Origin of the sequence: Corynebacterium faecale (assembly GCF_030408735.1) — a bacterium.
GTDB lineage: Bacteria > Actinomycetota > Actinomycetes > Mycobacteriales > Mycobacteriaceae > Corynebacterium > Corynebacterium faecale.
Genome location: NZ_CP047204.1, coordinates 1,084,966 through 1,110,163 on the forward strand (window position 1 = coordinate 1,084,966; position 25,198 = coordinate 1,110,163).

At 51.8% G+C, this 25,198-nt stretch carries 13 protein-coding genes and 4 pseudogenes; 9 read left to right on the top strand and 8 right to left on the bottom strand.

The window, feature by feature from the left end; all coding sequences use genetic code 11:
* Positions 1-33: 33 nt before the first annotated feature.
* From CFAEC_RS05105 to CFAEC_RS05130, 6 genes and pseudogenes are all read right to left on the bottom strand, one after another.
* On the bottom strand, positions 34-2,319 hold the full coding sequence (locus tag CFAEC_RS05105; RefSeq protein ID WP_290279404.1) for a glycosyltransferase: 2,286 nt from the start codon (positions 2,317-2,319) through the stop codon (positions 34-36).
* Positions 2,320-2,418: 99 nt separating this feature from the next.
* Positions 2,419-5,076, bottom strand: coding sequence for a heparinase II/III domain-containing protein (locus CFAEC_RS05110; protein WP_290279406.1), 2,658 nt, complete (start codon positions 5,074-5,076; stop codon positions 2,419-2,421).
* A 149-nt stretch (positions 5,077-5,225) separates the two neighbouring features.
* Complete coding sequence (locus CFAEC_RS05115) at positions 5,226-6,059, bottom strand: ABC transporter ATP-binding protein (protein ID WP_290279408.1); 834 nt, start codon at positions 6,057-6,059, stop codon at positions 5,226-5,228.
* Positions 6,049-6,987 carry an ABC transporter permease gene (locus tag CFAEC_RS05120; protein WP_290279410.1) on the bottom strand — a complete coding sequence of 313 codons (939 nt, stop codon included), beginning with the start codon at positions 6,985-6,987 and terminating at the stop codon, positions 6,049-6,051. The genes CFAEC_RS05115 and CFAEC_RS05120 overlap by 11 nt, the downstream gene beginning before the upstream one ends.
* 166 nt (positions 6,988-7,153) lie before the next feature.
* Positions 7,154-7,372, bottom strand: a pseudogene (locus tag CFAEC_RS05125) (integrase core domain-containing protein); the annotation flags it as partial.
* A 23-nt stretch (positions 7,373-7,395) separates the two neighbouring features.
* The gene (locus tag CFAEC_RS05130) at positions 7,396-8,625 is read right to left on the bottom strand and encodes an IS110 family RNA-guided transposase (protein ID WP_290279411.1); all 1,230 of its coding nucleotides are present in this window, start codon (positions 8,623-8,625) and stop codon (positions 7,396-7,398) included.
* 391 nt (positions 8,626-9,016) lie between these two features.
* Here CFAEC_RS05130 and CFAEC_RS05135 point away from each other — a divergent pair.
* Both CFAEC_RS05135 and CFAEC_RS05140 read left to right on the top strand, forming a co-directional pair.
* Positions 9,017-9,970 (top strand): annotated as a pseudogene (locus CFAEC_RS05135) (IS256 family transposase); the annotation flags it as partial.
* Between the two features lie 119 nt (positions 9,971-10,089).
* Positions 10,090-10,774: pseudogene (locus CFAEC_RS05140) on the top strand (IS256 family transposase); the annotation flags it as partial.
* Between the two features lie 122 nt (positions 10,775-10,896).
* Here CFAEC_RS05140 and CFAEC_RS05145 read toward each other — a convergent pair.
* A complete protein-coding gene (locus CFAEC_RS05145; RefSeq protein WP_290278605.1) occupies positions 10,897-12,318 on the bottom strand; it encodes an IS1380 family transposase in 1,422 nt (473 codons plus the stop codon).
* Positions 12,319-12,429: 111 nt separating this feature from the next.
* On the opposite strand from CFAEC_RS05145, the pseudogene CFAEC_RS05150 reads away from it, so the two are divergent.
* The 3 genes and pseudogenes from CFAEC_RS05150 to CFAEC_RS05160 form a co-directional block, all read left to right on the top strand.
* A pseudogene (locus CFAEC_RS05150) lies at positions 12,430-13,105 on the top strand (IS256 family transposase); the annotation flags it as partial.
* A gap of 518 nt (positions 13,106-13,623) precedes the next feature.
* Entirely contained in the window at positions 13,624-14,697 is a 1,074-nt protein-coding gene (locus tag CFAEC_RS05155) for a polysaccharide deacetylase family protein (RefSeq protein ID WP_290279413.1), read from the top strand.
* 344 nt (positions 14,698-15,041) lie between these two features.
* Positions 15,042-19,523, top strand: coding sequence for a glycosyltransferase (locus tag CFAEC_RS05160; RefSeq protein WP_290279415.1), 4,482 nt, complete (start codon positions 15,042-15,044; stop codon positions 19,521-19,523).
* 101 nt (positions 19,524-19,624) lie between these two features.
* Here the strand turns inward: CFAEC_RS05160 and wecC are convergent, their stop codons facing one another.
* Complete coding sequence (gene wecC / locus CFAEC_RS05165; protein WP_290279416.1) at positions 19,625-20,884, bottom strand: UDP-N-acetyl-D-mannosamine dehydrogenase; 1,260 nt, start codon at positions 20,882-20,884, stop codon at positions 19,625-19,627.
* A 337-nt stretch (positions 20,885-21,221) separates the two neighbouring features.
* Here wecC and CFAEC_RS14270 point away from each other — a divergent pair, with 337 nt between their 5' ends.
* The 4 genes from CFAEC_RS14270 to CFAEC_RS05175 all read left to right on the top strand — a co-directional run bounded on the left by CFAEC_RS14270 (position 21,222) and on the right by CFAEC_RS05175 (position 25,175).
* Positions 21,222-21,431 carry a transposase domain-containing protein gene (locus tag CFAEC_RS14270; RefSeq protein WP_353960122.1) on the top strand — a complete coding sequence of 70 codons (210 nt, stop codon included), beginning with the start codon at positions 21,222-21,224 and terminating at the stop codon, positions 21,429-21,431.
* Positions 21,401-21,796, top strand: coding sequence for a hypothetical protein (locus tag CFAEC_RS14275; RefSeq protein ID WP_353960123.1), 396 nt, complete (start codon positions 21,401-21,403; stop codon positions 21,794-21,796). The genes CFAEC_RS14270 and CFAEC_RS14275 overlap by 31 nt, the downstream gene beginning before the upstream one ends.
* 106 nt (positions 21,797-21,902) lie before the next feature.
* A protein-coding gene (locus CFAEC_RS05170; protein ID WP_290279418.1) for an IS3 family transposase occupies positions 21,903-23,106 on the top strand; the annotation gives its coding sequence in 2 pieces (ribosomal slippage) (positions 21,903-22,180 and positions 22,179-23,106; 1,206 coding nt in all).
* Between the two features lie 878 nt (positions 23,107-23,984).
* Positions 23,985-25,175, top strand: coding sequence for a glycosyltransferase family protein (locus CFAEC_RS05175; RefSeq protein ID WP_290279421.1), 1,191 nt, complete (start codon positions 23,985-23,987; stop codon positions 25,173-25,175).
* Positions 25,176-25,198: the final 23 nt, after the last annotated feature.

Here is a 25,198-nt window from a genome sequence, read left to right on the forward strand (position 1 = left end):
GTGGAAAACTGGTCCTTTAGAACTTTGATTTGCTCACAACATGTGATAAGTGAGTCGGTTTATGAAAATTTCCGCATCAAGTTTTTTATATTTCAGGATCTTCACGCCCCAACAATAAACCTGATCTGGAAGCACTACCATTTCTGAGATTGCACGCCGTCCTCTCCTAGTTGTAAGCGCACGAAAATGGCCAATTTCTGGATTGCTTGATATTGAAAGGCCCGGAGCATTTACTGCCGAATTTATTGGTCTACCATCTTTCTCTCTCAGATCAAATGCAAGCAAGGCATTCCGTGGAATGGACCCTGGACGAACATCGAGATCGAGCGAAATTTCAAAGCTGTTAAGTGGCTCGCTAAAGAGAAATTCATCTAGCTCACTAAGCTCTATTCGCGCTTCCTGTAAAACAGTACTTTTTGGAACGCGTACAAACGGAGCTACAGCAGGAAACTGTCTGCCGAATTCATCGATCGACCTCAGAGATTCAAACTGGATCAATTCCCGTTTTAACCGCTTAATTGGGTCTGCTTTAGCAGACCGATTGAGTTCAGTATCCTGACTCGGATGCCTCAACCAGATATAGGATGGGCTTTTGCCATCAAGGATTACAGGGGCAGTTCTATCTGAAAGATTGTGGGGAGTTGGCTTCGGAGCTATTATCGATCCATCTGATTCTAACCTGCACACCGATAGTAATCCGATCGCAATCATCGGGCGGTGCACTTCTCGAACTACTGATAGTTCCTTAGATTCCCAGATTCCTGTGAACCCTGTGGCTAAAGACACTCTCATGCCGACAAAGGGATCAGCCAAATACCTAGAGATCTGTTCGAAATAGTCAAGACCGAGAATGTCGTCGTCATCTAAGCGAAAGAGCCCGAAGACCCCAGGCTCATCCAAGAGTTGCTTCGCAAGACTGACGGGATCCATCACTTTTGAAAGCTCCGATACCTCATCCAAGATTAGAAACGGATAGGTTTTCGCAGCTGATGTAAGAAGTCTCTTGAATTTTTCAGGCATACTTTCGGAGTAGGAGAGTATATGTTTGTATTCGAATCCCTGAGAAGCCAGATTCAATTGGGGTAATGAAATATTGAGAAAGACGTCCGCGCGCTGGGTCAGTCGTTCGTCAGAGAATAAGTAGTTCTTATACTCCTGATCGTTTGAGAAACGCGACCCATTGCTAGCTTTCCAAGCAACAGAATTGGGGCTGTAAACGCTGAATTTGGTGCTTCCAATTATCAAAGTTTTATCCTTCTTAAGATTTGAGGAGTCCACCTGCCGTTCCTTAACCATAGTCACGCTCGTAGGCTCTTCGTTCGAGTTTTGTCGTCTGCCATCTGTAGAACCCAGTTCAGTTTTTGGGTTAGAGTGTCTAGCTTCAGATAGTAACCTCGTCAGAGTGGCAGGCTCATTCCTAGTCTCGTTGATAGGAATACCTGCTTTAGCTGCCTCCTCCAAATCGGCGCGGAAAGCCTGAAGGGTCCGAAGTGAGGAAACTTGCGTGCCTACCTTTTGAAGACCTTCAGCCCAGTTAGAAGCGTCAATTAAGGCATGGAGAGTTTCAGATCTCTGAGGTCCTGGCATGGCCTTATGCCCACGACCCCAATCGCCAAGTATGACCGATACCTTCTGGTTGCCCTCGTTTTTTACTATGTATGGAACCATTTGAAAACCGAAGTAGTTTTCGTCGCCAATATTCTGTATGTAAAGAACATGGTTCTTAGCACGACCATTTACGAGAGCCTTCTGTCGATCCAACTCTGAGTAAGATTGCCGGGGGAAAAGTAATCTCTTATTAGTTCTGAAAAAAGTCTTACCTACAAGAATATTGACTCGGGGGTTTATAACGCAGCTGAGTGATTCTGGAAAAAAATCTCCAAACTTTAGCGCAGGGAATCCCCCACCTGATACCCCAAAAAAAATTATTCTCCGATCCTTGGCAAACTTGTGAACAATTTTTCTCATAACATCGAAAAAATCATGATCGTTGCGGCCAAGACAGTAGTTCGTGGAAATTTTTGTGCTCGCTGCGACTGAAGGATCGGCGAAAGCAAGAAGAGAAACGCCTAGTTTGCTTGCCAAACCGCGTCCTTCCATCTTTGGAACTGTAGATTCAACCCCCACCGCTGAAGAAAAACATACCAACAGAACGTTTGAGTCCTCGGAACGTTCCTCATAAATGAAGTCAACAATCTCACCTTGATTATGAAATGAGTAGTGTCCGGAAACAATATTGCTGGTTAAGGCATCAGCGAGACCTTCACGCTTCTGAGAGGTTAGATCTGCATACCAAGACGTATCTCGGACTCTTTTCACTTTGGTTCAACTTTCAGGTCAGAAATATATTATTTGATAATTCAAAAATGTAAAGGCGGTTATTGCTGAGCTAACTTTCTTTGCACTTGAAGTCCTCACTCATAGTTTAATTTCAACCGGTTTTGTGCCAAAAGCCTGCCGGGAATTTTGACCGGGGAGTTCCGCATAAACGCGGACTCGGTAGATCCCTGGCTGGGGTATCTTCCATACAGCCGTACCTCCCGCGAAACGGACAAGCGAACCCACCTTATTTCGACCATTAAAAAGTTGACCCAAAGCCGATGCGCCCTCCGGAAGGGCCACAGCAACGCCTAACTCTTTCTCATTGCTGTCGTAGCTAGTAACATTCGGTAGAATAAAATCTGATCCTTCACTTCTACTTCTTGACAGCGTTTGGACGAAATCGCGAAATACCGATCCAAATGATGAGTGTGGCGCCCCGGGCAGCGTGAGGAGTTCAGTGGTATACCCCGAAGCGCGGGAGTCATCTACGAGCGGGATTACATGATTTCGGTAATGCCCATCCTTTTTGCCAACGATAACTGTTATGTCGGTATTTCTAACTCCAGAAGCAAGAATGCGGCTCGCAATTTTGTTACTCCAATAGACATCATTATGAGAGGTTCCACCAGCGAGGTATTCCAGAATATTGGGATGGGGCTTCTCTAGGAAGTTGCCGATTAGATATTGAGGTGCACCCGCATAAACATGCCCTACGCCCGCGCTCACTCCATGTAGTAGTGCAGAGGTCCCGCCCTTAGACGAGCCTAACGTAAACACGTTCTTCCACGAGAGATCCATCGTGTTAACAAGTGTCTTGATCAATCCTTGGACACTTCGGAATTCCGCTAAGTTTCTTCCCGATGATAAATAGTACGAACCTTGATCTCCGAAGTCATCGAGAATGTAAAGGACACGACCATCAAAATCTTTTAAAGAGTTTCGGTAATTAAACGTAAAGTCACCAATTTCATGAACTGCTGAGAACACGACTGCTAGTTCCGTTTTGGACTTCTCTGCCCGGTCTTCTAACAAGTAATGTACCGGCTTTTCTCCCCAATATGTCTTCCATTCCGAGGAGAAAGGGGTTACGCCCCGGTCATCTAGGAGGAAGTCACTAGTTCGCAAGGTCCAGCGAATCTGTGCAGCGCTGCTTTCGAACTCTACCTCGATAGTATAAGAAGGCTCTCTTGTACCCATCTCAGGAAACTTCCACCCCTGAACTCGGGGATGCCGTTTACCTAGGAACTGCTGAACTGAGACGGCTGGTTCACCTTCCCATTGCATTTCCGCTATCTTCTTTTCCGTGACAACACTGTAAAATTCAATGAAGTTTCCCCTTAAAAACGGAATTACTTTCGCACCCAGATGCCAAAGAAAAGTTAACGAGCGGGGGTTTTTTGATGTAACGTCATCGATTACCACTAGCGCAGGTTGGCTTCTGTCGGAGAAGTTTGCGATGACGCGCCGACTCCATTCCAACTGACGATACCTCCCAGTTTGTCCGGTTACATCTAAGGTTGTTTCAGTAGCCTCATTAGTTGTAAGGGTGGTTAACTGAGATTTGTCATCTGTTCTGGGCAATCCTTGACCGTCAACAATTAGCGTATTATGAGCGAAGCTTGAGAAGGCGAACTGGGTGAAGGGATCATCATATTGGTAGCCGTTCGGGCCAGCTTCAGCCAGTATTTCGTGTCCATTCGCCGCATAATAGATACTTAGTTCGTCGGAATGCTTGTGGTAGTCGGCGTTGTATGCAGCGCTGAAGAAAAGATAGGAATCGTTTATCGAGGTCCAGCCTGAGCGGCCGATGGCATACCCTGATTCCTCCGCTACAAATACATTTTCTTCGGGTAGCTTTCCCTCTACTCCACTCGTGAGTGCTCCAAGAAAGGCACCATCTTTAAACGTTGATCGCGCCGCAGCTGGGGTTAGTTCACCCAATTTTGTGTCACTGATGGGGGGGAAAGTTCTAAATGGTGTCACAGAAAATGCGGCATACAGATCTGCTTTGGCCATCACTGTTTCGAGATTCTTAAATAGCTGTCCATAACCACGATATTTCGCGTACTCGACAACTTTTACCAGATAGCGTGACACCATAACGTGATATGTGGGGTTATTCTCCGTATGAATACCGTCGCTGGTAAAACACTTAGCGAAGTACTCGTGAAGGCGGGTGAAAGCACGAGTTTCAAACTTAATAGATTCGTTTCCTGCAAATCCGTAATCTGTGGCAACGAGAAGGGCTATGTCCTGAAACATTCCGTGGTTATTGAGACCAGCATAAAATTCCTCTGACTGCAATAACAGTAAATCGCTTTTCAGTTCGGCATTTAGTAGTTCGAATAAATCGTCGGGTAGTGCCTTCCGGAAAGTGTGCAGGAGCATTACAAACATCATGGCTCGTTGCGCAGTAGTCTCGTCGTGGTAGGCCATTGAACCAGTTAGCGAGGAACGGTCTTTCCAAACACGAAAGACTTTTTCTATTTGTTGCGACAGGAGAGAGGTTTCATCATCGGTCAGTAGTTCGGCAGCAGAGTACCAAGATGGTGCAAAAAGCCAACCGTGAGCTTTGCGGCCCTCAGCCCTAGGCTCGGACGGGTCCCATATTTGACCTGTAGCAATACGCACAGGTTCGCTGGGGTTTATTTCTACAGTACCGCTCCGAATAAAAGTTTGAACTTTTTCTCGAGCTATTTCGGCATCTAGAAATGGAACAAACATTTCACCTGAGATGTGGGGAGGTTGAGTCATGAAAATCCTAGTTCTGCTTGATTGTCAGCATATTTACTCAGCTAATAGTACCTATCGCTGCTGTCTACTAAAGCATCGACCAAGGGAGCGGATGTGAAAACTGGGTCGCTAGTTCCCTCGCGCCGACTACTGAACACTATAAGTGCTAGTTAGAATATTGATCCCCGTTCTATTTCGTCGTCGAAAACTGGAAATGGCGGCGTATATTCTGAAGCTGAGGACCGCAGTAGTTTATCCGCATCGTCTAAATCACCTGAGTTTATTCGACGACTCCAGTTTCGATATAGTTTGGTGACCCGGCGAACGTTCCCGTCCATTACGATTTGTCCATCGTGTATCCAGATCGCTCGCTCACACATTTCGGCGATTTGTCCCGCAGAGTGCGACACTAGGAAGAATGTACCGCTTTCTGCGATGAGAGATTCAGCTCTACGCTTGGCTTTATCTGCGAAGGCTGCGTCGCCGGTAGACAGGGCTTCGTCTACCAAAAGAATCTCCGGTCTAATTGAGGTTGAGATTGCAAATTTAAGCCTTGCCCCCATTCCGGAAGAGTAAGTGTTCATTGGCAGGTAAAGGGAATTACCTAAATCTGCGAACTCTGATATCTCGTCGAAAGCCGCGGGGATTTCGCTGGGAACCATGCCTGCGGCCAAGCAACCGATCCGAATGTTCTCCGCTCCGGATAGGTTAGGCATCAAAGCTGCGGAGACACCCAAGAGTTGCGGTTGTGCGCTGGTAAAAATTTGTCCACTCGAGGGAGATTCCCCGCCTGAGATGAGACGCAATAATGTCGATTTTCCCGAGCCGTTTCTGCCTATAACTCCAACAGATTCTCCAGGTCGGACTATTAGTGATACACCTCGCAAGGCGTGAACAACTGATTTGGCTCTAAAAAACTTGCGCTGGGAGCTTGAACTACGGTCTGCTTTTATAGCATATTCCTTTGTTGCATTCCGAACTACTATTGATGCTTTATTGGACATTGATGTACTTCTCCTCAGCTCGCCAAAAATACCAAAACCCGAAGAGGAAAGTTCCAAAACTCCACGCTGAAAGGTACAGAAAAGACCCCAATGAAGGGAGTGTGGCATAAATAACGCAGCCTCTAAAAGCCTGCAAGAACTGATAGGCAGGATTTGCAATCATAATTTGCTGAAGTAGCGGAAACGTATCGAACCGTTCCACTGAGAAGAAGACGCCTGAAACATAGAACCAACCTCTCCGAAATACTGAAAAAAGCTGCGCCAGATCAGGAATAAAGGCCACAGTTCGTGCGACAATTAAGATCATGCCAAGAGCGAAAAGATGAAGTAGAAGGTAGAGAGGAAGAATAAAAACGATCCTCCAGGTCGGAGGATGGCCAATCTGTGTAGCTAGCGCGAAGACTATAGCGACGAGAGCAGGAGCAAAGTTTTCTAAGAGCTGACGCACGATAGTGGAGAAAGCGAGAGCAGCTCGAGGAAACGTGAAGGATCTGATCATGTTTTTAGATCCAGAAATGAGTCCGGTTCCAGCTGACAGGCCTTGCGTCATGAATCGCATGAAGATCACGCCGATAACAAGATAACCGAGGAAGTTCTCAATTCCGCGGGATGTTTGTAAAATTAGGCCGAAAATTACTCCGTACATTGCGGCATCGATGAACGGAGAGATAATCATCCATGCGTTTCCAAGAGCCAGGCGGCGATTTTTTTGTAGAACTTGGCTACTACCGCTTGCCCAAATAAAGTGTCGACGAGCCCAAAGCTGTCGGCAATATTGAGGGAGACTAGGGCGTACCCCAAGGATGGAAAGCCCAGCTCGATCAACGTGTTCAATTACTGGGTCATTGGTAGAGAAGTCAGGACTTTTCTCTACAGTTTTAAAAATTGACTTTTGCTTCTTGCGATTCATCATCTTACTGTTTTCCATTCTACAAAGTTTGCCGTCGTTAGTTAACTAATGCCTGAGACTTCCACAAACCTTTGCGTGGAAGCATGGGGCGATTGACTCCTTCACGATTCGCAAACAACGTAATTTTACTTCAACTGTCAATTTCAAGGGCCCGACCCCCGGATGGTGGACACGGAGGATTTAATCAAGAAGCAGATTTCAGGATAACAGAACCGCGCTCCTCAAACACCGCAGGCGCGAGATATTTACACCAGGAATGCCGGCGCACCGTGTTGCAACGGGTACACCAGCGGAAAACGTCTCGGCGGCAGCACAACTGGTTCATGAAGGTCTTGGGATCCTGGAGGACTTCCCGCTTCAGCGCGGTATTGAAGGACTCGGCCAGAGCGTTGTCCGCACTGGTAGTTGCGATGCTCCTATATCGTGTCAAGCACTTTCCAGGAACTTTTCGTAGGCCGAAGCTAATTCCATCAAAGGGCGTTTTCCCGTTTCGATGTCACTGATCCGCGCCGGCGCGCATCCCAAGCTGTCTGCTACAACTGCCTGAGTGAGATGCTTCGCGATGCGCAGTTCTTTCAGCTCACCGCGGTGAAGATCTCGGGGCTGTGGCGTGCTGCGTTTGGTGCATATGACCCGGTAGATCTCCCGGACGATCGCGCGCTTCAAACAGCGAATAATCTCCTTTTTCGACAACCCTTCTGCAGTGCGCCTGGCCACGTAATCTTTGGTTCGCTGGTCACAACGCATCCTCACCACAGCGATCCGGTACAACGCCGAGTTGGCCCTTCGGCCACCGCCGCGATTGAGTCGGTGCCGGTTGGTCCGCCCAGAGCTGGCAGGCAAAGGAGCCGCCCCACACAAGTGCGCCAGCGCCGCCTCAGAATGGATGCGCTCAGGATTACCCCCGATGCTGATGATCAGATCAGCGACGACGATAGGCCCGCATCCCACGATATTGCTGACATGCGGATTGATCACTGCCACCAAGGCAGCGATCCGGGTTTCGAGCTCATCTACCTGCTTACGCAACGCGCGGTAAGTCGTGGCCAGAATCTTCAAGCTCGTCAGCACACCATTTCTCGGATCGATAAGATCTAATGACGGACGACAAGCAACCAAGGCGTTAATCATGCGGTGGTTGGTCATCGTGGAATACCTGACCCGAATATCATCAGGCGCTGTGACCAGCAACGACTTTATCGTCGTGATGAGTTTCGCGGTCGTGGACACCAGCTGTTTCCGGGCGATGTGTAACGCTCGTAACGACTCCACCGGGCCAGTGGAATCCTTAGGTGTGCTCAGCCCTTCCCCGGTCAGGACTTGCCGCGCGGCGGCAAGGGCATCCACCGGATCTGATATCCCGTCTCGCCGTCGGATGCTGCGGGTAGGGCGCAGCACCTCGACGACCGGGTAGCCACGGTCTATCAGATGCCGGGTGAGCCCCGCCCCGTAGGAGTTGGTTCCCTCTACTCCGACGGTGCACACGCCGTGGTTGCTCAGGAACTCCGTGAGGTGTGTGTACCCGGTTCTGGTAGCAGGAAAGGTCTCGGTGGCCAGGTGTTGACCGGTCGCTGTTACCGCGGCGACGGTGTGGGTGTCGGTGTGAGTGTCGACCCCGGCGATGGTGCTATGGGCGGTGGTGATGTCTGTGGTCATGATGGCCAACGCTTTCTGAAACGTCGAGAGACAGATGGCCGCAGATCCGAGGTTCCGGACAGACAGGACACTGATGGGACTAGTACCATGGCACCTGCCGGGGTGGTCACGGTGAGAGGTCACGCTATTAAGTCATGACCGAATCGCCGGATCGCGGTGTGGGGCAAGAGCCAGCCCGGAAGACAGATCGTAACGAAGGCACACAACCAGATTGTGGCCAGTCCGTTAGTGGGTCATTCCGGATGGTTCTTGTCCCGCACTCCCATTATCAGTGTCCATTAGCGTGGTGTATCTGTAACTGCCGGTAAGTGACCCCAAAGACGATAAGGGGCGACCACCGCAGGTACCTTTCGAATCAACTCTCACATCTCCTCGAAAGGCAACACCCACAATGGCCGCCTCGCCCTATTCTATCGACCCCACCACCTATCTCGACGAACTACTCGCTCAAGCATCCCCCGACCTGATGCGCGACATGCTTCAAGGTTTCATCAACCAGATCCTGTCCACCCAAGCTGACCAGGTCTGCGGCGCTGATTACGCCACCGTTTCCCAGGACCGGGTTAATACCCGCAACGGGTGACCTGCACCGCGACTTCGACACCCGCGTCGGCACTGTCGATGTCGCGGTCCCGAAACTGCGCACGGGCTCGTTCTTCCCCGACTGGTTGCTGGAACGTCGCACCCGGGCCGAACGGGCCCTGACCACCGTGATCGCCACGTGTTATCTGAAGGGCGTGTCTACCCGCAGGATGAACGACCTGGTCGCCAGCCTGGGCATCAACAACTTGTCGAAGTCCCAGGTGTCAGAGATGGCTAAGGATCTTGATGTCATGGTTGAAGAATTCCGCACTAGACCACTTGATACCGGCCCCTACCTGTATGTTTCTTGCGACGCCCTCACCATGAAGGTAAGGGAAGGTGGCCGGGTGGTGAAAACCTCCGTCCTGCTAGCGACTGGTGTCAACGCCGAAGGGTATCGGGAACTATTGGGCATGCAGGTCGCCACGTCCGAGTCAGTGGCGTCGTGGACCGGGTTCTTCCGCGACCTAAAAGCACGAGGTCTTAACGGGGTCTACCTGGTCACCAGTGATGCCCACCTGGGAATCCAGCACGCGATTGGGGAGGTGTTGCCGAACGCGTCCTGGCAGCGGTGCCGCACCCACTTTTCCAAGAATTTATCTGGCATGGTGTCGAAAACTTAAGTCGGCCGACGTTATCGGCGATGTTTCACACCATCTTCCAACAATCTGATGCCCAGGCGGTGTGGGCCCAGGCGAGGGATGTGGTGGAGTTCTGTCAGGAGAAGTTCCCGCATGTCGCGGATTACCTGGACGAAGCCCTAGTAGTACTTCGTTAGCTCTTGTGGAGTGATATTTATGGGGCGTAATGTTTGATCATGAAAGAGAGTGTCTAATGGTTTGTGTGTGAGGGAATCCCCTCACATCAAGGAGATAAACCAGAATGACTACCGTGGCTAAACGAGACCCAGAAGATTGAAGCACGGATCAAAGCAATCGAAGAGAAACTGCTCGCCAATCCTGAAATGGCGAAGCTCATCGGTGAGCTCGCCCGCCTCCACCACCGATGCCAATGACCTGGTCAGGGGCCTGCTCCAGGCCTGAAATCAACCGTGGCCTGAACGCTGAAATGGATGCCCACCTCGGCTACGAGCACGGTGACCGGGATGCAAAAACAGCCGCTGACCAAGGCAATCACCGCAACGGTGACTGCCCCAAGCGCGTGGATTCCAACTACGGTCCCGTCGATGTGACAGTTCCCAGGGACCGCAACGGCTCTTTCCTACCCACGATGGTGCCCAAAGGCTCACGCCGGCTCACCGACGTCGAGTGAGATGATCATCAGCTTGTATGCCGGTGGCATGACTGTCCGCGATATCCAGCACCACATGATCACCTCCATGGGGGTCGATATTTCCCACGAGACGATCTCCGCGATCACGGATGCCGTCTTGGATGAGGTGATGATCTGGCAAAACCGCCAGCTCGATGACTTTTACCCAGTGATTTTCCTTGATGCGCTACGCATCAAAGTCCGTGACGGGGGCCGGGTGGTCAACAAATCCGCCTACCTCGCCATCGGGGTGGATATGGATGGGATCAAGCACATCCTGGGTATCTGGTTGGCTAAGCCTCGATCCACCGATGTGCCCTTGATGAGCGGTTGATTTCGGTGTCGGGCACGTCCGGAGTTTTCGAGCAGAGACAGTCCCCAGATCACGCTTTGTTCTGGTTGTTCCACGAATTGTTGTCATCTCACGCTGAAGGGGTCGGCTGGGCGGTCAGGCTGCGGGGAGTGAGTGTGGTCGAACAGCCGAGTCCACTGCGGTTCCCACCGCCAGCTTTCAGGTAAGTGCAGGACCAGCCGCCGGGCGCTGCGCGCGATCCGGGCGGGAACCGTAACGACGGCGCGCCGGATCGTCGTGGTGGTGGCCTTGGCCAGCCCGGTACCGGCGATGGCACCGGCTGTGCGGGTGAGGTTGAACGCCATCACCGCCAAGACGAGCCACGCGGCGTTGGCGGTGAACTTCCCCGACGGCAGGTGCGCCAGGGCGCTGGCCTTCACATCCGCGTTGACCTGTTCGATCACGGCGTGCTGTCGGTGGGTTTTGTCGGCGGCGACGGTGTCCAGCAGCTGAGAATCTGCGGTGGTGAACACCGCGTGGAACCGGTGCAGGTCGAACAGCCCCGGCTGATCGACATCCTTCTTGTTCAGCTCCGGAATCCGGCGCACGACCAGGCGGCCGGGCACCTGGTGGGCCTTCTTCTGGGAGCTGAACGCGATAAACGGTACTTCGGCGACCTCGGCCGAGGAGATCCAGCGCTGGGTGTCTTCGTCAAAGATCGCGTCGGTGTACTGGATCGTCTGCCACCTGTTGTCGGGAATCGTGGCGATGGCATGTTTGACGGTGCTGGTCATCCGGGCGGTGACCGACACATCCGCCCCGGCGTTGATGGCGGCACTGATACTCGGGTGGCCGTAGTACGCGGAGTCCGCGCGCAGGAGGATCTTCTGTTGCTGCAAGCCCGGCAGGCGTCGGGTGGTGGCGATCGCATCGGCGATCAGGCGCCCAGCACCGCGTGGGGACCCGCAGGAGCCACGGCGTAGTCGTTGGGCCACGACCACCGGCGCCGACTCAGGCGTGGTCACCGTGGCCAACAGGGCGTTGAGGCCCCGGACCTTGGAGTAGCCGAAGCCGGAGCCCTGCTTTTTATGGCCGTGGACTTCGATGATCGTGTCGTCGACATCGACGAAGACATAGTTACTGCTGGTAGCAGGCGCCAGGGCCGGGGCCTGTGCAGCCAGACCTACCAAGAATCGGGAGGCTATGGCGTCGAGCTGGCGGACGTGCCCGAAGGTGAACGCCCGGAGGAACGACCCCAGTGTGGACGGGGCGTAGATCCGGTCGAACAGTGTGCTCATGCCGCCGTGGCGCACAAGGTCCATGTCGTCGATGGAGTCGGCACCGGCGGTCATCCCGCCGACAAGTGTGGCGATCTTGGCCCCTGCGTTCGCGCCTTTGTCGGTCGGTACGCTCAACCGGTCCTGGGCCAGGGCAGTCAGCCCGGCTTCGTCGGCCAGGCGCATGATCGGGACCAGGCCGGCGGCCGACACGAGGTTCGGGTCGTCGAATGATGCTGACACCGCAGCAAGGGTGTGAGATAGTTGCATCTGAGAGATGCCCTCCTGAATTGGGGATACGGACCTTCGACAAGTCGTATTATCCCAGCCCAGAAGGGCATCTCTTTTATTCCCACGCCGCTGGAACCCGAACTACATCGGTGGATCCAGGCTAAGGAAGAAGGAGCCTCATTCTGGGCTCATGTCTGCGCCAACCTAGCATCCCGGGGAGTCAACGATGTCTTCGTTGTGTGCTGCGATGGGCTTAAAGGTTTGCCGCAGGCCGTGGAAGCAAGCCTTACCGGATTCCATGGTCCAGACCTGCGTGGTGCACCTGATCCGGGCAGCCAACCGGTGGGTGGCCTACGGCGATCGCAAGGCCGTATCGGCCCAGCTGAGGAAGATCTACACTGCCCCCACAGAAGACACCGCACGCACGGCGTTGGAGGAGTTTGAAGCATCTGAACTGGGAGTCAAGTACCCACAATCGGCGAAGGTCTGGCGTGATGCCTGGGATCGGTTCATCCCGTTTCTGCAGTTCCCACCCATGGCACGGAAGGTGATCTATACGACGAACTCAATCGAGTCGATGAACAATGAACTGCGCAAAGCCACCCGAAATCGGGTGCAGTTCACCAATGATGACTCAGCGATCAAGACCTTGTGGTTGATGATCTGCAATATCGAAGATAAGCGGGCTGCGAAACGTGCCAAGCAGGGAAAACGCGTCGCACCGACCAGTGGCAGGCTGATTGAGGGCACGAAGGTCACGAACTGGAAGCAGGCGATTAATCAGATGGCGGTGGCGTTCCCAGACCGCTTCGAGGCTTACCTTTAACTTTTCAAATCCGGGAGCCCCACACACAAATCTCTTGACACCCTCTGGTACCGCTTGACTTGAAAACTTCCGATCTTCCTGTGGCTCTTAAACTTTGCGCAGATACTGCCCTCGCACACTTACCGCGCTGGCAGTGGGGTGGGACACCGCGCAGGGGGACAGCATGAGATTATAAGCACATGAAAAGTATTCCTCCTGCGTATTATTCGCTAATCTCGATGGTTGTATCCGCAGTGCTGGGTCTGCTCCTGACTATCGCCCTCCCTCTCGGGGTCATTCCGGGTAATTCATCCACGCGCTTAGATGATGAGGAGAGCACGAACATTCCATCACTAGTGGAGACTACTTTGGCTACCTCCGTCGATGGTCCGACAACCCCACCGTCACCTACTTCCGAACCAACCTTCTCAGGCGCACCTACGACTGCAGAAACAACCTCGGAGGCGACAACTCAAGTGCCAACAACGGCTGCCCCCGAGCCTGAAAACACTCTTCCACCCCTGGATCAAAGAGAGAGCGTGATAGCAGCAGGGCTAGCGCAACGTGGTGAGATCATTGGCACCGGTGGGAAACCAGCAATCGCACTGCGTTTCGATCACCACCTGGATGATTTTAGAGTGAAAGTCTTGCCAATTCTTGAGAAATACCGCCTGCCGTGGGGGCAGATGATTAACTCCGGGCACCTCATCGAATCAGAAGCCACAAGTTTCCATGAGCTCGCGCGTATGACACATGACTATGGCGGAGAGGTATGGAACCATGGATGGTCGCATACCAGCGTATATTCCGCGGAAGAAGCTGACCGGGAAATTACCCAAGGGTTGGTGGATCTTCGCGCCGGACTACCGTCACTTTGGGTTGATGGATGGGCGCAACCTGGGCAATCCGATTATATGGGGCTAGACCGTACACCTTTCGCTCCAGAGCATTACTACGAGACCTATCCTGGTCGCCTTGTGCTAAGTCAGCACGCTTTCGTGCGTGGTTACTATCCAGGTGTTTTTCACGAGCTGAAAGGGCAAAATTTGATTGGTCAGGCCCATGTCACCATTGATAAGCAGGTTGATGGTCGAATCAACTCCTATGTTAGGCGCGCGGTCAGCGATGGCACTGGAGTGACGTTGATGCTGCACCCGAATTACTTGGATCTTCCGGGGTATCTCACGACTGAGGAGCTTGATAAGTCACTGGGATACATTGCGTCTCTTCGTGATCAAGATCAGCTGGAGGTGCTGTCTAACACCGGTATTCTGATGGCTGAGGATGACCTGCCCGAGGACTATGGGGACCTACTTACAGATGCAAGTGGCGGAGAGCTTCGTGGGGAGTGGGAAAGCGAGGTGTCTCGAGCCCTAAATCATCTGGGGGTTCCTCATGAAGCTGAGGTCTGGGTTTCCGGTACCGGTACCGCCATCCTCACCGTTGAGGTGGAGTCCGGTAGCTACCCCGTGGTCAGGACACATTCGGTCGAGCTGAAAGATGAGCCACAGCGAATGTCCGTGGTATTGACAGCGCCACTGGACACCACCTCTGTAACGGTGAGATTAACTGGCAATGGCTTACACGACGGGATCAGCTACCAACCCCTTTAACCTGTTTTCAGGGACTGCTTAGGTCCACAGCGCGTGACACCGATCTGAAATTTCAATATTAGCCCCAGCCCAGTAGCTGGTGTTTTCGGCACACTGGCCGAACTAGCAGGGGCTTAACATGAGACTATCTGGGGAAGGTAGGGGTAAGTTTTGTGATCATAATAATGTCCGAGGACACACAACTGTCGTAGTGGTGATCACCTGGCAACGTGGCCTCAACGTCTCAGAGGGGAATATCTAGGGGATGCGATAGACCGTGCACCTCCTCCCTAATGAGCCTCAAACAGTGATGAGACGTAAAGTGTAGAGAACACTTTTTACCGTTGATTTTGAGAGGTCGCTTTATGCATGCAGATGAAGTGCGGGATCCCAGCCAAATTGAAAAACTGAGGATAGCCGAGGCAACTCACGATCCTGTAAAAGTCTATTCCAAGCTTCAGAGGGCTATTCAGGAATCGCAGACTGGTGGCGTAAAGCTGAAAGATTGGCAACAAGAACGATTTGATTTAAAACGTCGAATTTCAAATGCGCATGAAGCCCTAAATAACGAACGAAAAACTTCTCAGAGTCTCCGCGAAGAATTGGAGGCAGAAAAGCAAACTGTTGCCGATCTAACGCGCCAGGTGAGATTGCTTAGAGAACAGTTGGTGGCACTGCGGACTTCAACGACGATGAGGGCGGGAAAGATCGTTGCCGCTCCTTATAGGTTTTCTAACCAAGCACTGACCAAGTCTAAGAGGGTGGCCAAGGAACAACTACGCTTTCTGAAAAACCTCACTGAAGTAAAGAAAGTGAAAGAACTGGAAGTGGGTGCCGGGAAGCAGAATCTCGCACTACCGCATCCTCCAGAAAAAAATGAACCCGAACGCGCGCCCCAGGTAAAACCCAAGTCGAAAGGCATCTCTGCAACTCCACAACCTTCCGTGGAACGCCAATTGAATGATGCCTGGTACAACCGTGGCTCGATCAGCGAGTCGTATGCCATTCTCCAGGCATTAGGGGATAACACATCCAAGTTATCGGATAAAGGATTAATTCTAAAGAAGCGTGTTGAAGGTGCTTATCGGCTATTCAATGGTCAACTGAAGGTACCTAACCGCTCTCAGGGATGTGCATATACTCCTGAGAACCAGCGGATCATGTACGCCGTGCATTCCACACCCATCTTCAACTCAAATGGCTACTCAACTCGAACTCGGGGTGTAGCAGAAGGCATGCAAAAAGAGGGCGGTGATGTAGTTGTCGTCGCCAGAAGTGGTTACCCGTGGGATTCCTCCGTGGACACGAAGAAGCCTGGACAGAAACGGCATAGTGAGGAACTAAACGGTGTCACTTATGTCCATACGCCTGGTGGAAATCTGAACCGGGACAGCCTTGACCACTATATCCTCAAAGCTGCGGACTCCTACGTGCGCGAGGCAAGGTTGCTTCGTCCAAGTATCATCCAATCGGCTTCCAACCACAGAACTGCACTGCCGGCGCTTATTGCTGCCCGTCGTGTAGGAGTGCCATTTGTGTATGAGGTGCGCGGGTTGTGGGAAATTACTGAGCTCACCAAGCGGCCGGAGTTGAAAGGCTCGGAGCGGTTCAATGCCCAAGTGGAGCTTGAGACATTGGTTGCTCTCGAAGCTGATACCGTCTTGGCTATTACTAACCAGGTAGCTGATGAATTGGTCGCTCGCGGGATACCCCGGGAGAAAATTCATGTAGTGCCGAATGCAGTCGATACTCATGAATTTCTCCCGCTCCCAGAGGACTCTGAGTATGCGAAATCGAAGAAGTTTGATCCCACGGTTCCGACTATCGGTTTCGCTGGAAGCATCGTTGAGTATGAGGGATTGACAACGCTTATCGACGCCAGCGCTCGTCTCAGCGGGCGTGGTGTTGCGCATCAGATCGTGATTGCCGGTTCAGGAGAATCGGAAGCATCCTTAAAAGATCAGGCTAAAAAACTGAAGTTGTCTAACGTTCATTTCCTGGGACGTTTACCGCAGACAGACATTCCCCGGCTGATGAGTACTTTCGACATTGTCGCCTGTCCTCGTCTCTCGAATGAGATCACTGAGCTGGTTTCACCGCTGAAACCTTTGGAATCTTTTGCATCTGGAAAACCGACGGTCCTGTCAGACGTTGCCCCTAATATTGATCTTGCAGGGGAAGATTCTTCACGTGCCCAACTATTCGAGGCTGGGAACCCGGAGGATCTTGCAGATAAGATCGCGATTTTGATCGAGGAGAAGCAGTCTGCGGTTGAGCTCGCTAGGAGGGCGCGCCTATGGACTGTCAGAGAGCGCCAGTGGACCATGATCGGCAAGATGATGATGGAACAGCACGCCCTGGCCGCCGAAAGGTCTGCCCAAACCGCCCACGACGGGAAGCCCGTGCATGGTTTGAAGGTAGGCCTCATTTCCGACGAATTCACAGCTACAACGCTGGCAGGAACGTTTGACGTGGAAAAGCTTGGTCGCACCACATGGCGCGACCAGATTCAGCTGACCTCATTTGATTTGATCTTTGTTGAATCAGCTTGGGAAGGCAACGATGCTGAATGGCATAGGGGAGTGGGTTATTACTCTGATGAGGAAAGCGCAGACCTGCGCGGCGTGTTGAGTCTTGCCCAGGAGAAGGGAATTCCCACGGTGTTCTGGAATAAGGAAGATCCAGTTCACTTCTCCCGGTTCGCGCCCAATGCTGTTCTTTTTGACCATGTTGCCACCACCGACGCAAACATGATTGAGAAGTATCTCAACTTCCCAGGAAGCATGCTGAAGACCGCATCTGCTCTGCCATTCTATGCACAGCCTTCTATCCACAACCCGTTGAGGGTTGACCGTGAAATTCGCGACACAGTCTCCTATGCGGGAACCTATTATGGCAAACGCTATGCGGATCGTTCGAAAGACTTGGAGAAACTCCTAGCTGCGGCGCTTCCACATGGGCTGGAAATCTATGATCGTCAAGCTGACAACCCTGATTCCCCATATAAATTCCCCGCAAAATACCAGAGGTCAGTTCAGGGAGCTATTCCTTATATGGAAGTAGTTGAATCCTACAAGACTCACCTTGCACATTTGAACGTGAATTCAGTGACGAACTCTCCGACAATGTTTTCTCGTCGCGTCATCGAGATTCCTGCATCTGGAGGCCTCGTGCTTTCTGCCGCGGGGCGGGGAATTGTGGAGACGCTCGGTAATACCATCGCAGTGTCAAATAGCTCTGATGATTACCGGGCATTCCTCCATAGCTGGGTGACTGACCATGAGGCCCGTCTACGTGAGATCTGGTTACAGATGCGTACGATCTACCGAGCCCATACCGCACGGACTGCACTCACCGTGCTTTGTCGCACCGTGGGCATGTCGGTTTCGCCCGCGCAGCCAGCTACTTATGGAGTGAATGTTGAGCACCTTGATAAGGAAGTGGTGTCTTCAATCGCGAAGCAGTCAGTACTTCCCCGTCTCCTTGTAGCTACATCGAGCGAGCCTGATGCAGTCGAACAGCTTCGCTTAAGTGGAATTAGAGTAGTTGCCACTAAGGGAGAAGCCGCAAGCCTGGTTGATTACCTAGGAAATTGGATTCCGGGTTGCCACCGCACCTATTTTGAAGACCTTCTCACTGCAACGAACTTCGGTGATTGGGATTTCATCAGGCCGCTGCATGGAGAGTTTGATCCCGCGAAGGACTTCATTGCAGAAAAGGTGAGTGGCACTACTCAAAGCAATGACCTGGTGAAGGTTTCCAAATTCGGGGACGAAGATCTCGACGGTGTGGTGCTTCATCTTCCACAGTCTATTGGCGATACTGAAACTGTCGGTTCTGCTATAAACCATTTTGAGCAATCCGAGCTGGTTCCAGGGACACGCGTCCTCATCGCAGGCCATGATCTAAAGTTCGCTGGTTTTCTCATCGAGGAGCTTGAACGTCGCGGGCTCGAAGTAGATATTGACCAATGGGCTGGACATGCTAAGCACGATGAAAAGACTTCAAAGGAAAAGTTGGCTCTGGCTGACGTGGTCTTCTGTGAGTGGGGTCTCGGGAATGCCGTGTGGTACTCGAAGCATCTTCAGGACCACCAGCGAATGATCGTGCGAGTACATCTTCAGGAGCTGACTCTTCCATATCTCCGAAAGATTGCTCATTCTAAGGTGGATAAATATCTCTTTGTGGGAGAGCTGATTCGACAGTCAGCCATCGTTTCTCACGGTGTTCCTCCTGAGAAGGCCACCGTAATGCCTAACGCTGTTCTAACGACTAGCTTAAAGAAACCCAAAGCAAAAGATGCCCGTTTCGGGATCGGTTTTGTAGGTGTGGTTCCACAGCGAAAGAGAATTGACAGTGCTTTAGACCTTTTGGAGCTGCTCCAAGAGACGGATGAACGTTATCACTTGAGGATAAAGGGCAAACTACCTAACGATTATCCATGGATGAAGAGAGACCGGAAGGAAGAATTTTCCTACTACGAGGAACAGTTTAAGCGTATTGAGCAAATGAACGAGAAGAATCCAGGATCAGTGATTTTCGATGGATTTGGCTCCGACATGGCAGGTTGGTATTCAAAGGTTGGCATCGCAATATCCGTGAGCGACTTCGAATCCTTCCACCTGACGATTGCTGATGGCGCGGCGAGCGGGTCACTGCCTGTTTCTATGGCGTGGGACGGTGCTGACCTAATTTACCCGGATGAGTGGCTCGTATCCGATGTGGATGAAATGGCTGATCTGATCCTCAACTGGAATGGGGAAGATAACGGCTACTCTCAGTTCATACAGAAGAATTTTGAGGCAGACCAGGTAGCGGATCGTATCCTCAGTCTACTTGCTGGCTAACGTATTAGAAGTTTGCCCTTCATATGGAAGACATCCCGCACCTAAGAGTTTTTAGGTGCGGGATGTCTTGTCTGGAGGGGTGGAACGCTAAGGATCTAGCTTTAGAGCCAGAGCCCCTTCGTATCGATGATTGTCTTGCCCTTTAGCTGAGTTGCACTGACTTCCTTGAACTCGCGGTGATCGACGAGTACGACCACGATATCGGCGTCAGCAATAGCCTGCTCATAAGGAGTCAGTACAGCGTTCGCTTTGCCATCGAAGTCGTTTGGGAGCTTTTCCACGTTAGGCTCTACCGCCAGAATGGTCTGCTCTGGGAAACGAGCGGCCAGCTCCTTCGTGATGTTAAGAGCAGGGGACTCGCGGAGGTCGTCAATGTCTGCCTTGAACGCGAGACCAAGGGTTGCAATCTTCACGGTGTTGGGCTGGCTGCCAGTGAGTGCTTCTGCGACCTTTTGGATGACCCACTCTGGTTTGTTGTCGTTGACTTCGCGCGCGGTGCGGATCAGACGTGAGTTCTCTGGATCTGCGGCAACGATGAACCACGGATCCACGGCAATGCAGTGGCCTCCGACACCGGGACCAGGCTGAAGGATGTTGACGCGCGGGTGGTGGTTTGCCAGTTCGATCAATTCCCAGACATTGATGCCTACCTTGTCACAGATGAGGGAAAGCTCATTGGCAAAAGCGATGTTCACGTCGCGGAACGAGTTCTCAGTGAGCTTTGCCATCTCAGCAGTCACAGCATCGGTGGACAGCAGCTCACCGGTACAGAACGATGCGTAAATCTCCTTAGCACGACGGGTCGCTTCCTCTGTTTCACCACCGATAATTCGATCATTGGTAATCAATTCCTCCATGGCCTTACCTGGGAGGATTCGCTCAGGGCAGTGCGCAAAGTAAAGAACCGGTTTGTTCTCTGGGTTGGGCTTACCATCAGCGATAAGATCCGGGCGAAGCTCCAGAATCCTTTCTGCCATGCGACGGGTAGTATTCGGTGGGGAAGTGGACTCGAGGATGACAAGCTCATCGCCTTCAAGCTTCGGTGCGATGGATTCAGCAACCGAGTAGATGAACTTCATATCCACGTTGTAGTCATCAGTGAACGGCGTCGGCACTGCGACGATGTATGCGTCAGCGTGAACCATATTGGTGGTTGCGCGGAACTTGCCGGATTCAAGAGCAGTTTTTAGTCCTTCTTCCAATCCTGGTTCCACGATCGTGATGATGCCTTGGTTGATTCGCTGGATGTTGTCTGCATTAACGTCAACCCCGGTTACGTTAATGCCGCTGTTGGCCAGCACAACTGCAGTGGGAAGACCAATGTATCCGAGTCCAACAAAAGCTACAGAGGGGTCAGTCATGTTTCAGAGTTACCTTTTCAGTTGGTGAGCTCTTAGGGAAGCATCGTGCTCCTGGTTCCGTTAAGAGCATCAAAACAAAAATCACTAAACGAATTTGATGCTAGTAAATTGTACAACAGTTCTTCTGTGAATACTTGAAGCGCATTCTGAATTGAGGGCCCAGTCGCTTTGGATTGTAGGGTGAAAGAATAGGGCCTAACCCCAATGCCGTTCGGTTAAGAACAATGAATTAATGTCAACCCCGGCGTGGCACACAAAATATGGGTGTAGCCCCTACTAAAAGTAGATCGTCTACCAGGACAGATCACACTTCAAGCAAGGGCTACAGTGACTAATTCTGCCACCCCACCGAACAAAACGGTACTCACCCCAGCACCTCGGGGAACTGACCACCATCATCCCACCCGACATGGTCGACGCGGCCCTTGATGACACCTTCGGCCGCCACCACCGCACACGCCGTCTTCCCTCGCCCCAGGTGATCTACCTACTTCTCGCTGGGGTTTTTTCGCTGACCTGGGCTGGTGCCAGGTCTACAACCGGTTAACAGCCTCACTGCCACATCCCTTAATACCACCAGCTGCCTCATCAATTTCCCAGGCCATGCGACGAGTCGGGCCGGCACCGTTGCGCAATCTCTTTGATCTTCTTTCAGGCCCTGCCATCACCAGGAATGAGTCCATCGACAGGTTCGCCGGACGACTTGTGGTTGCCGTGGACGGCACCCAGATTCCAGTTGCTGATACTGATGCCAACCACATGATGTTTCCTAAACCCCGGGCTGGGGCAAACGGTCAGGCCGGCTATCCCAGATCCGTATCGTGGCGTTGGTCGCTACAGGCACCAGAAGTATCATCAACGCAGTGTACGGTCCAGACAGGGTCAGTGAACTGGCCTATACCCACCAGCTGATCAGCTCATTATCACCTGGAATGTTACTGCTGGGGGACCGTAACTTTTCCACCCGGGAACTGCGCCCGTATGGTGATTTGAGACAGGGTCTAGGAGAATTAGTACCATGTCGAATCGCCGTATCTTCACCGAAGAGTTCAAAGCAGGAGCTGTACAACTCGTCGTCTCCTCAGGGCGCTCCATCAAAGATGTGGCAAGCGAGTTGGGTATCAAAGAAGGAACACTGGGCGCGTGGGTAAGAACCTGGAAGGCCGAGCACCCAGACGCCGGTGTGGATGAACCAGGCCCAGTCGAATGGGCGAAATACAAGGCCCTGCAGGCTGAGAACGCCGCGTTGAAACGGGAAAACGAGTTTTTGGGAAAAGCCAGCGCCTTCTTTGGAAGCCGAAGCACCTGTAGAGGATCTCTCAGCGTTCATCGAGCAAGAGAAGGCCGTCTTTCCCATTACATGGATGTGCACAAAGTTGGGCGTGTCCAGAGCGTCGTATTACCGGTGGGCCAAGCCTGCGGGTCTGACTCCGACAGCCATAAGGCATTCAGAACTCAGGGCTGAGGTTGCCCAGGAGTTTGAAAAAAGCAACCAGATGGCTGGCAGGGATCAGCTGACCACGTTGCTCAACCAGCGTGGTGTCAAAGTTTCTACTGGGACTGTGGGATCAATTATGAACGAATTAGGAGTGCGTGCCAGACGAATGCGGGCCTGGAAGAACACCACGGTCAGTGACCCTTCTGCCCGGACCGAGCATATTAAAAATCATATGCTCGATAGCCACGGGAAACGAGACTTTACCGCTACCGTGCCTGGGACCAGGCTCGTTGGTGACATTACGTACTTAAAGACGGGTTCCGGGTGGCTGTACTTGGCTACCGTGATCGATTTGGCTACGCGGATGGTGGTGGGGTGGTCTATGGATTCCAATATGCGCACACCGTTGGTGATCAACGCGCTGGCTATGGCCCGTGATCATGGGCGTCTTCATCCTGAGGGCGCAATTTTTCACTCCGATAGAGGATCGCAATACACCTCCGAGCAGTTCCAGGCATGGTGTGCAGGCAACAAGATCACCCAGTACATGGGATTGACCGGGGTGTGTTGGGATAACGCAGTGGCGGAGAATTTCTTCTCACACTTGAAGACCGAAATGTATCACCATTACGACTTTAAGAATCACCTCTCGGCACGTACAGCGGTGATGGAATATATCGAGGGTTGGTACAACCGGCGCCGCCCGCATAGCAATAACCAGGGACTGTCACCGGCGAATGCTTTGACCGCATATCAACAGCAGTATGGATTAGCAGCAGCGTAAGAAGAAAAATCAATCAAGCTGTCTCAAAAACTTGACGAGCGCAGGCGCTACCCGCAGGCTGTGGAGCGGGAAGTGTGGGCGGTGTTGGTGTTGTATCAGGTCATCCGGATTGTGATGGCCGATAGTGTGCTCACCCTTGATATACCGCCGGTGAGGTTGTCGTTTAGCGTGGCTATCTCTGTTGCCCGTGACCAGGTTGTTTTAGGGTTTACCGGCAGTACTGACCGTAGTGTGGTGGGGTTTGTTGGTCGGATCGGTCTGCGATTATTGGACCAGGTGATGCCGAAGCGGCGGGTACGTACCCGGATCAGGGTGGTGAAAAGAGCGATGTCGAAGTATCCGGCGAAGGGGCGAGATGTGGACCAGCGAACGTACCCGGCCACCGTGGAAACTCAGGTCTTGACAACCACCCCACCCCCTTAACCGAACGGCATTGGGCCTAACCCCGTTTCGTGGTCACCAGGTATCCTGGAATTCTGGCAGCAACATCCTTAAGAAACATGTGAACACAATATGGAAGTTAAATCATGACTTTGCCCAGCAGCTATCCCCATTATTTAGGACACATTAAGGAACAGGCATGTCTTATTTTGATAAGTGCCCACGGTTGGAAGATTAACGTCTAGTTTTAGCCCCGTTCGGGAATCCACTTAGTGTTAGCATTTTCAATATGTAAATCCGGCGCTATTCTCGGAGAAGGCAAATGGGATCCGGAGTAGGTTCCAAGGATCAACTCTGTGGTTTACGGTTAAGTAAACTTTATAAACGTAGTCCGGAGTACAAATACAAAGTAACCGCAAAGACTTTGTCCTGCGAATGATGCCACCGGATAGGTGTAATTTGATAGTGTTCTAGACAGAAATTTTAGGAGAATACCAATGGAAAAAATTAACTATTTCGGTCTGAATTCCGACAGTGCATCAGACGGTTTTTACAAGGCTCTATTCGGAGAATATTTTGGCAATCAGTCCCTGCGCGATGATGAAGCTCTAAATATAATAGTAAGTCCGTCTGACGATCTTGTGACAGTAGATGGGGATCACGGTGACGATACTAAAAGAAGGACAATTGTATTTGGATCGGGGTTCAAAGCACCACTTGATAGGATTCCTACCGATTCCGCCCTGGACTTCTCAGCTGTCCGCGGATATCTAACCTTGAACCGCTTGCCCGCAGTAGTAGAAAGATCTGCGACTGTGGGGGATCCCGCGCTTTTAGCGGTTGATTTACTTGGTGAGGTCGCTCGTGGTGGAAACGGACTTGGAATAATTCTGGATGTGGCCGACCGTAATTTTGAAACAAATTCAACCACAGAAAAGTCCTTAAATGCACTAGCAGCAACTGTAATTCCACTTTCGAGTTTTCAAGAAATTGGTTTAATAGAAACGATAGAGTATATCGCGAAGTTGGATTACATTATTAGCGACAATGTGGTGGGGCTCGCCATCGCGGACTCTCTCCGTATTCCCAGTGCCTGGTTTGATCGTGGGGAAGTCGGTTCCACGAGGTTTGAAGTGATGGATTACTTTTCAAGTGTATCCAGGGCTATGGCAGCGGTTGTGAAAGAAATTCCCAGAACGGCAGACGCACTTGCGAAGAAAACGCGCTTAGCGGCTTTCTCCGCAGTTGATGAGCGGATGTCAATGCTTCGTAATGAGGTTGATCGAGTGCGAGGGTTGCTAGATTCAAAGCCCGTAGAACTCCTTCGCGAACAGGTGCGTATCGCCGACGAGCTTAGACTTGAGATTCCTGCAAAGTCAGGAAAGATGATTCTTGAGCTTGCCGTCGAAGACTGGACGCATTTCAGCGAAAAGCAGTATTTGATATCGTTTGACCTAGTTAGCACAGATAATAGAGCTGGAAAAGTTCGTGGCTCGGTTCCTGGATTTTTCCTCTCTCAAAATCCGAACGTCGGATATTACAAGTACTTAGTTTTAAGCCCTGATGATAAGCCAGTTACTATGGCTGTTGATTTCCCAGAAGCTATTGCGTGCGTCGGTTTAAGGATCCGCAAGTGGGCAAAGAACGCTCCAGATATGACGATTAAGCAGCTCCGCATTCTGAGATAATTCCGACTATTGCAATAAACCCC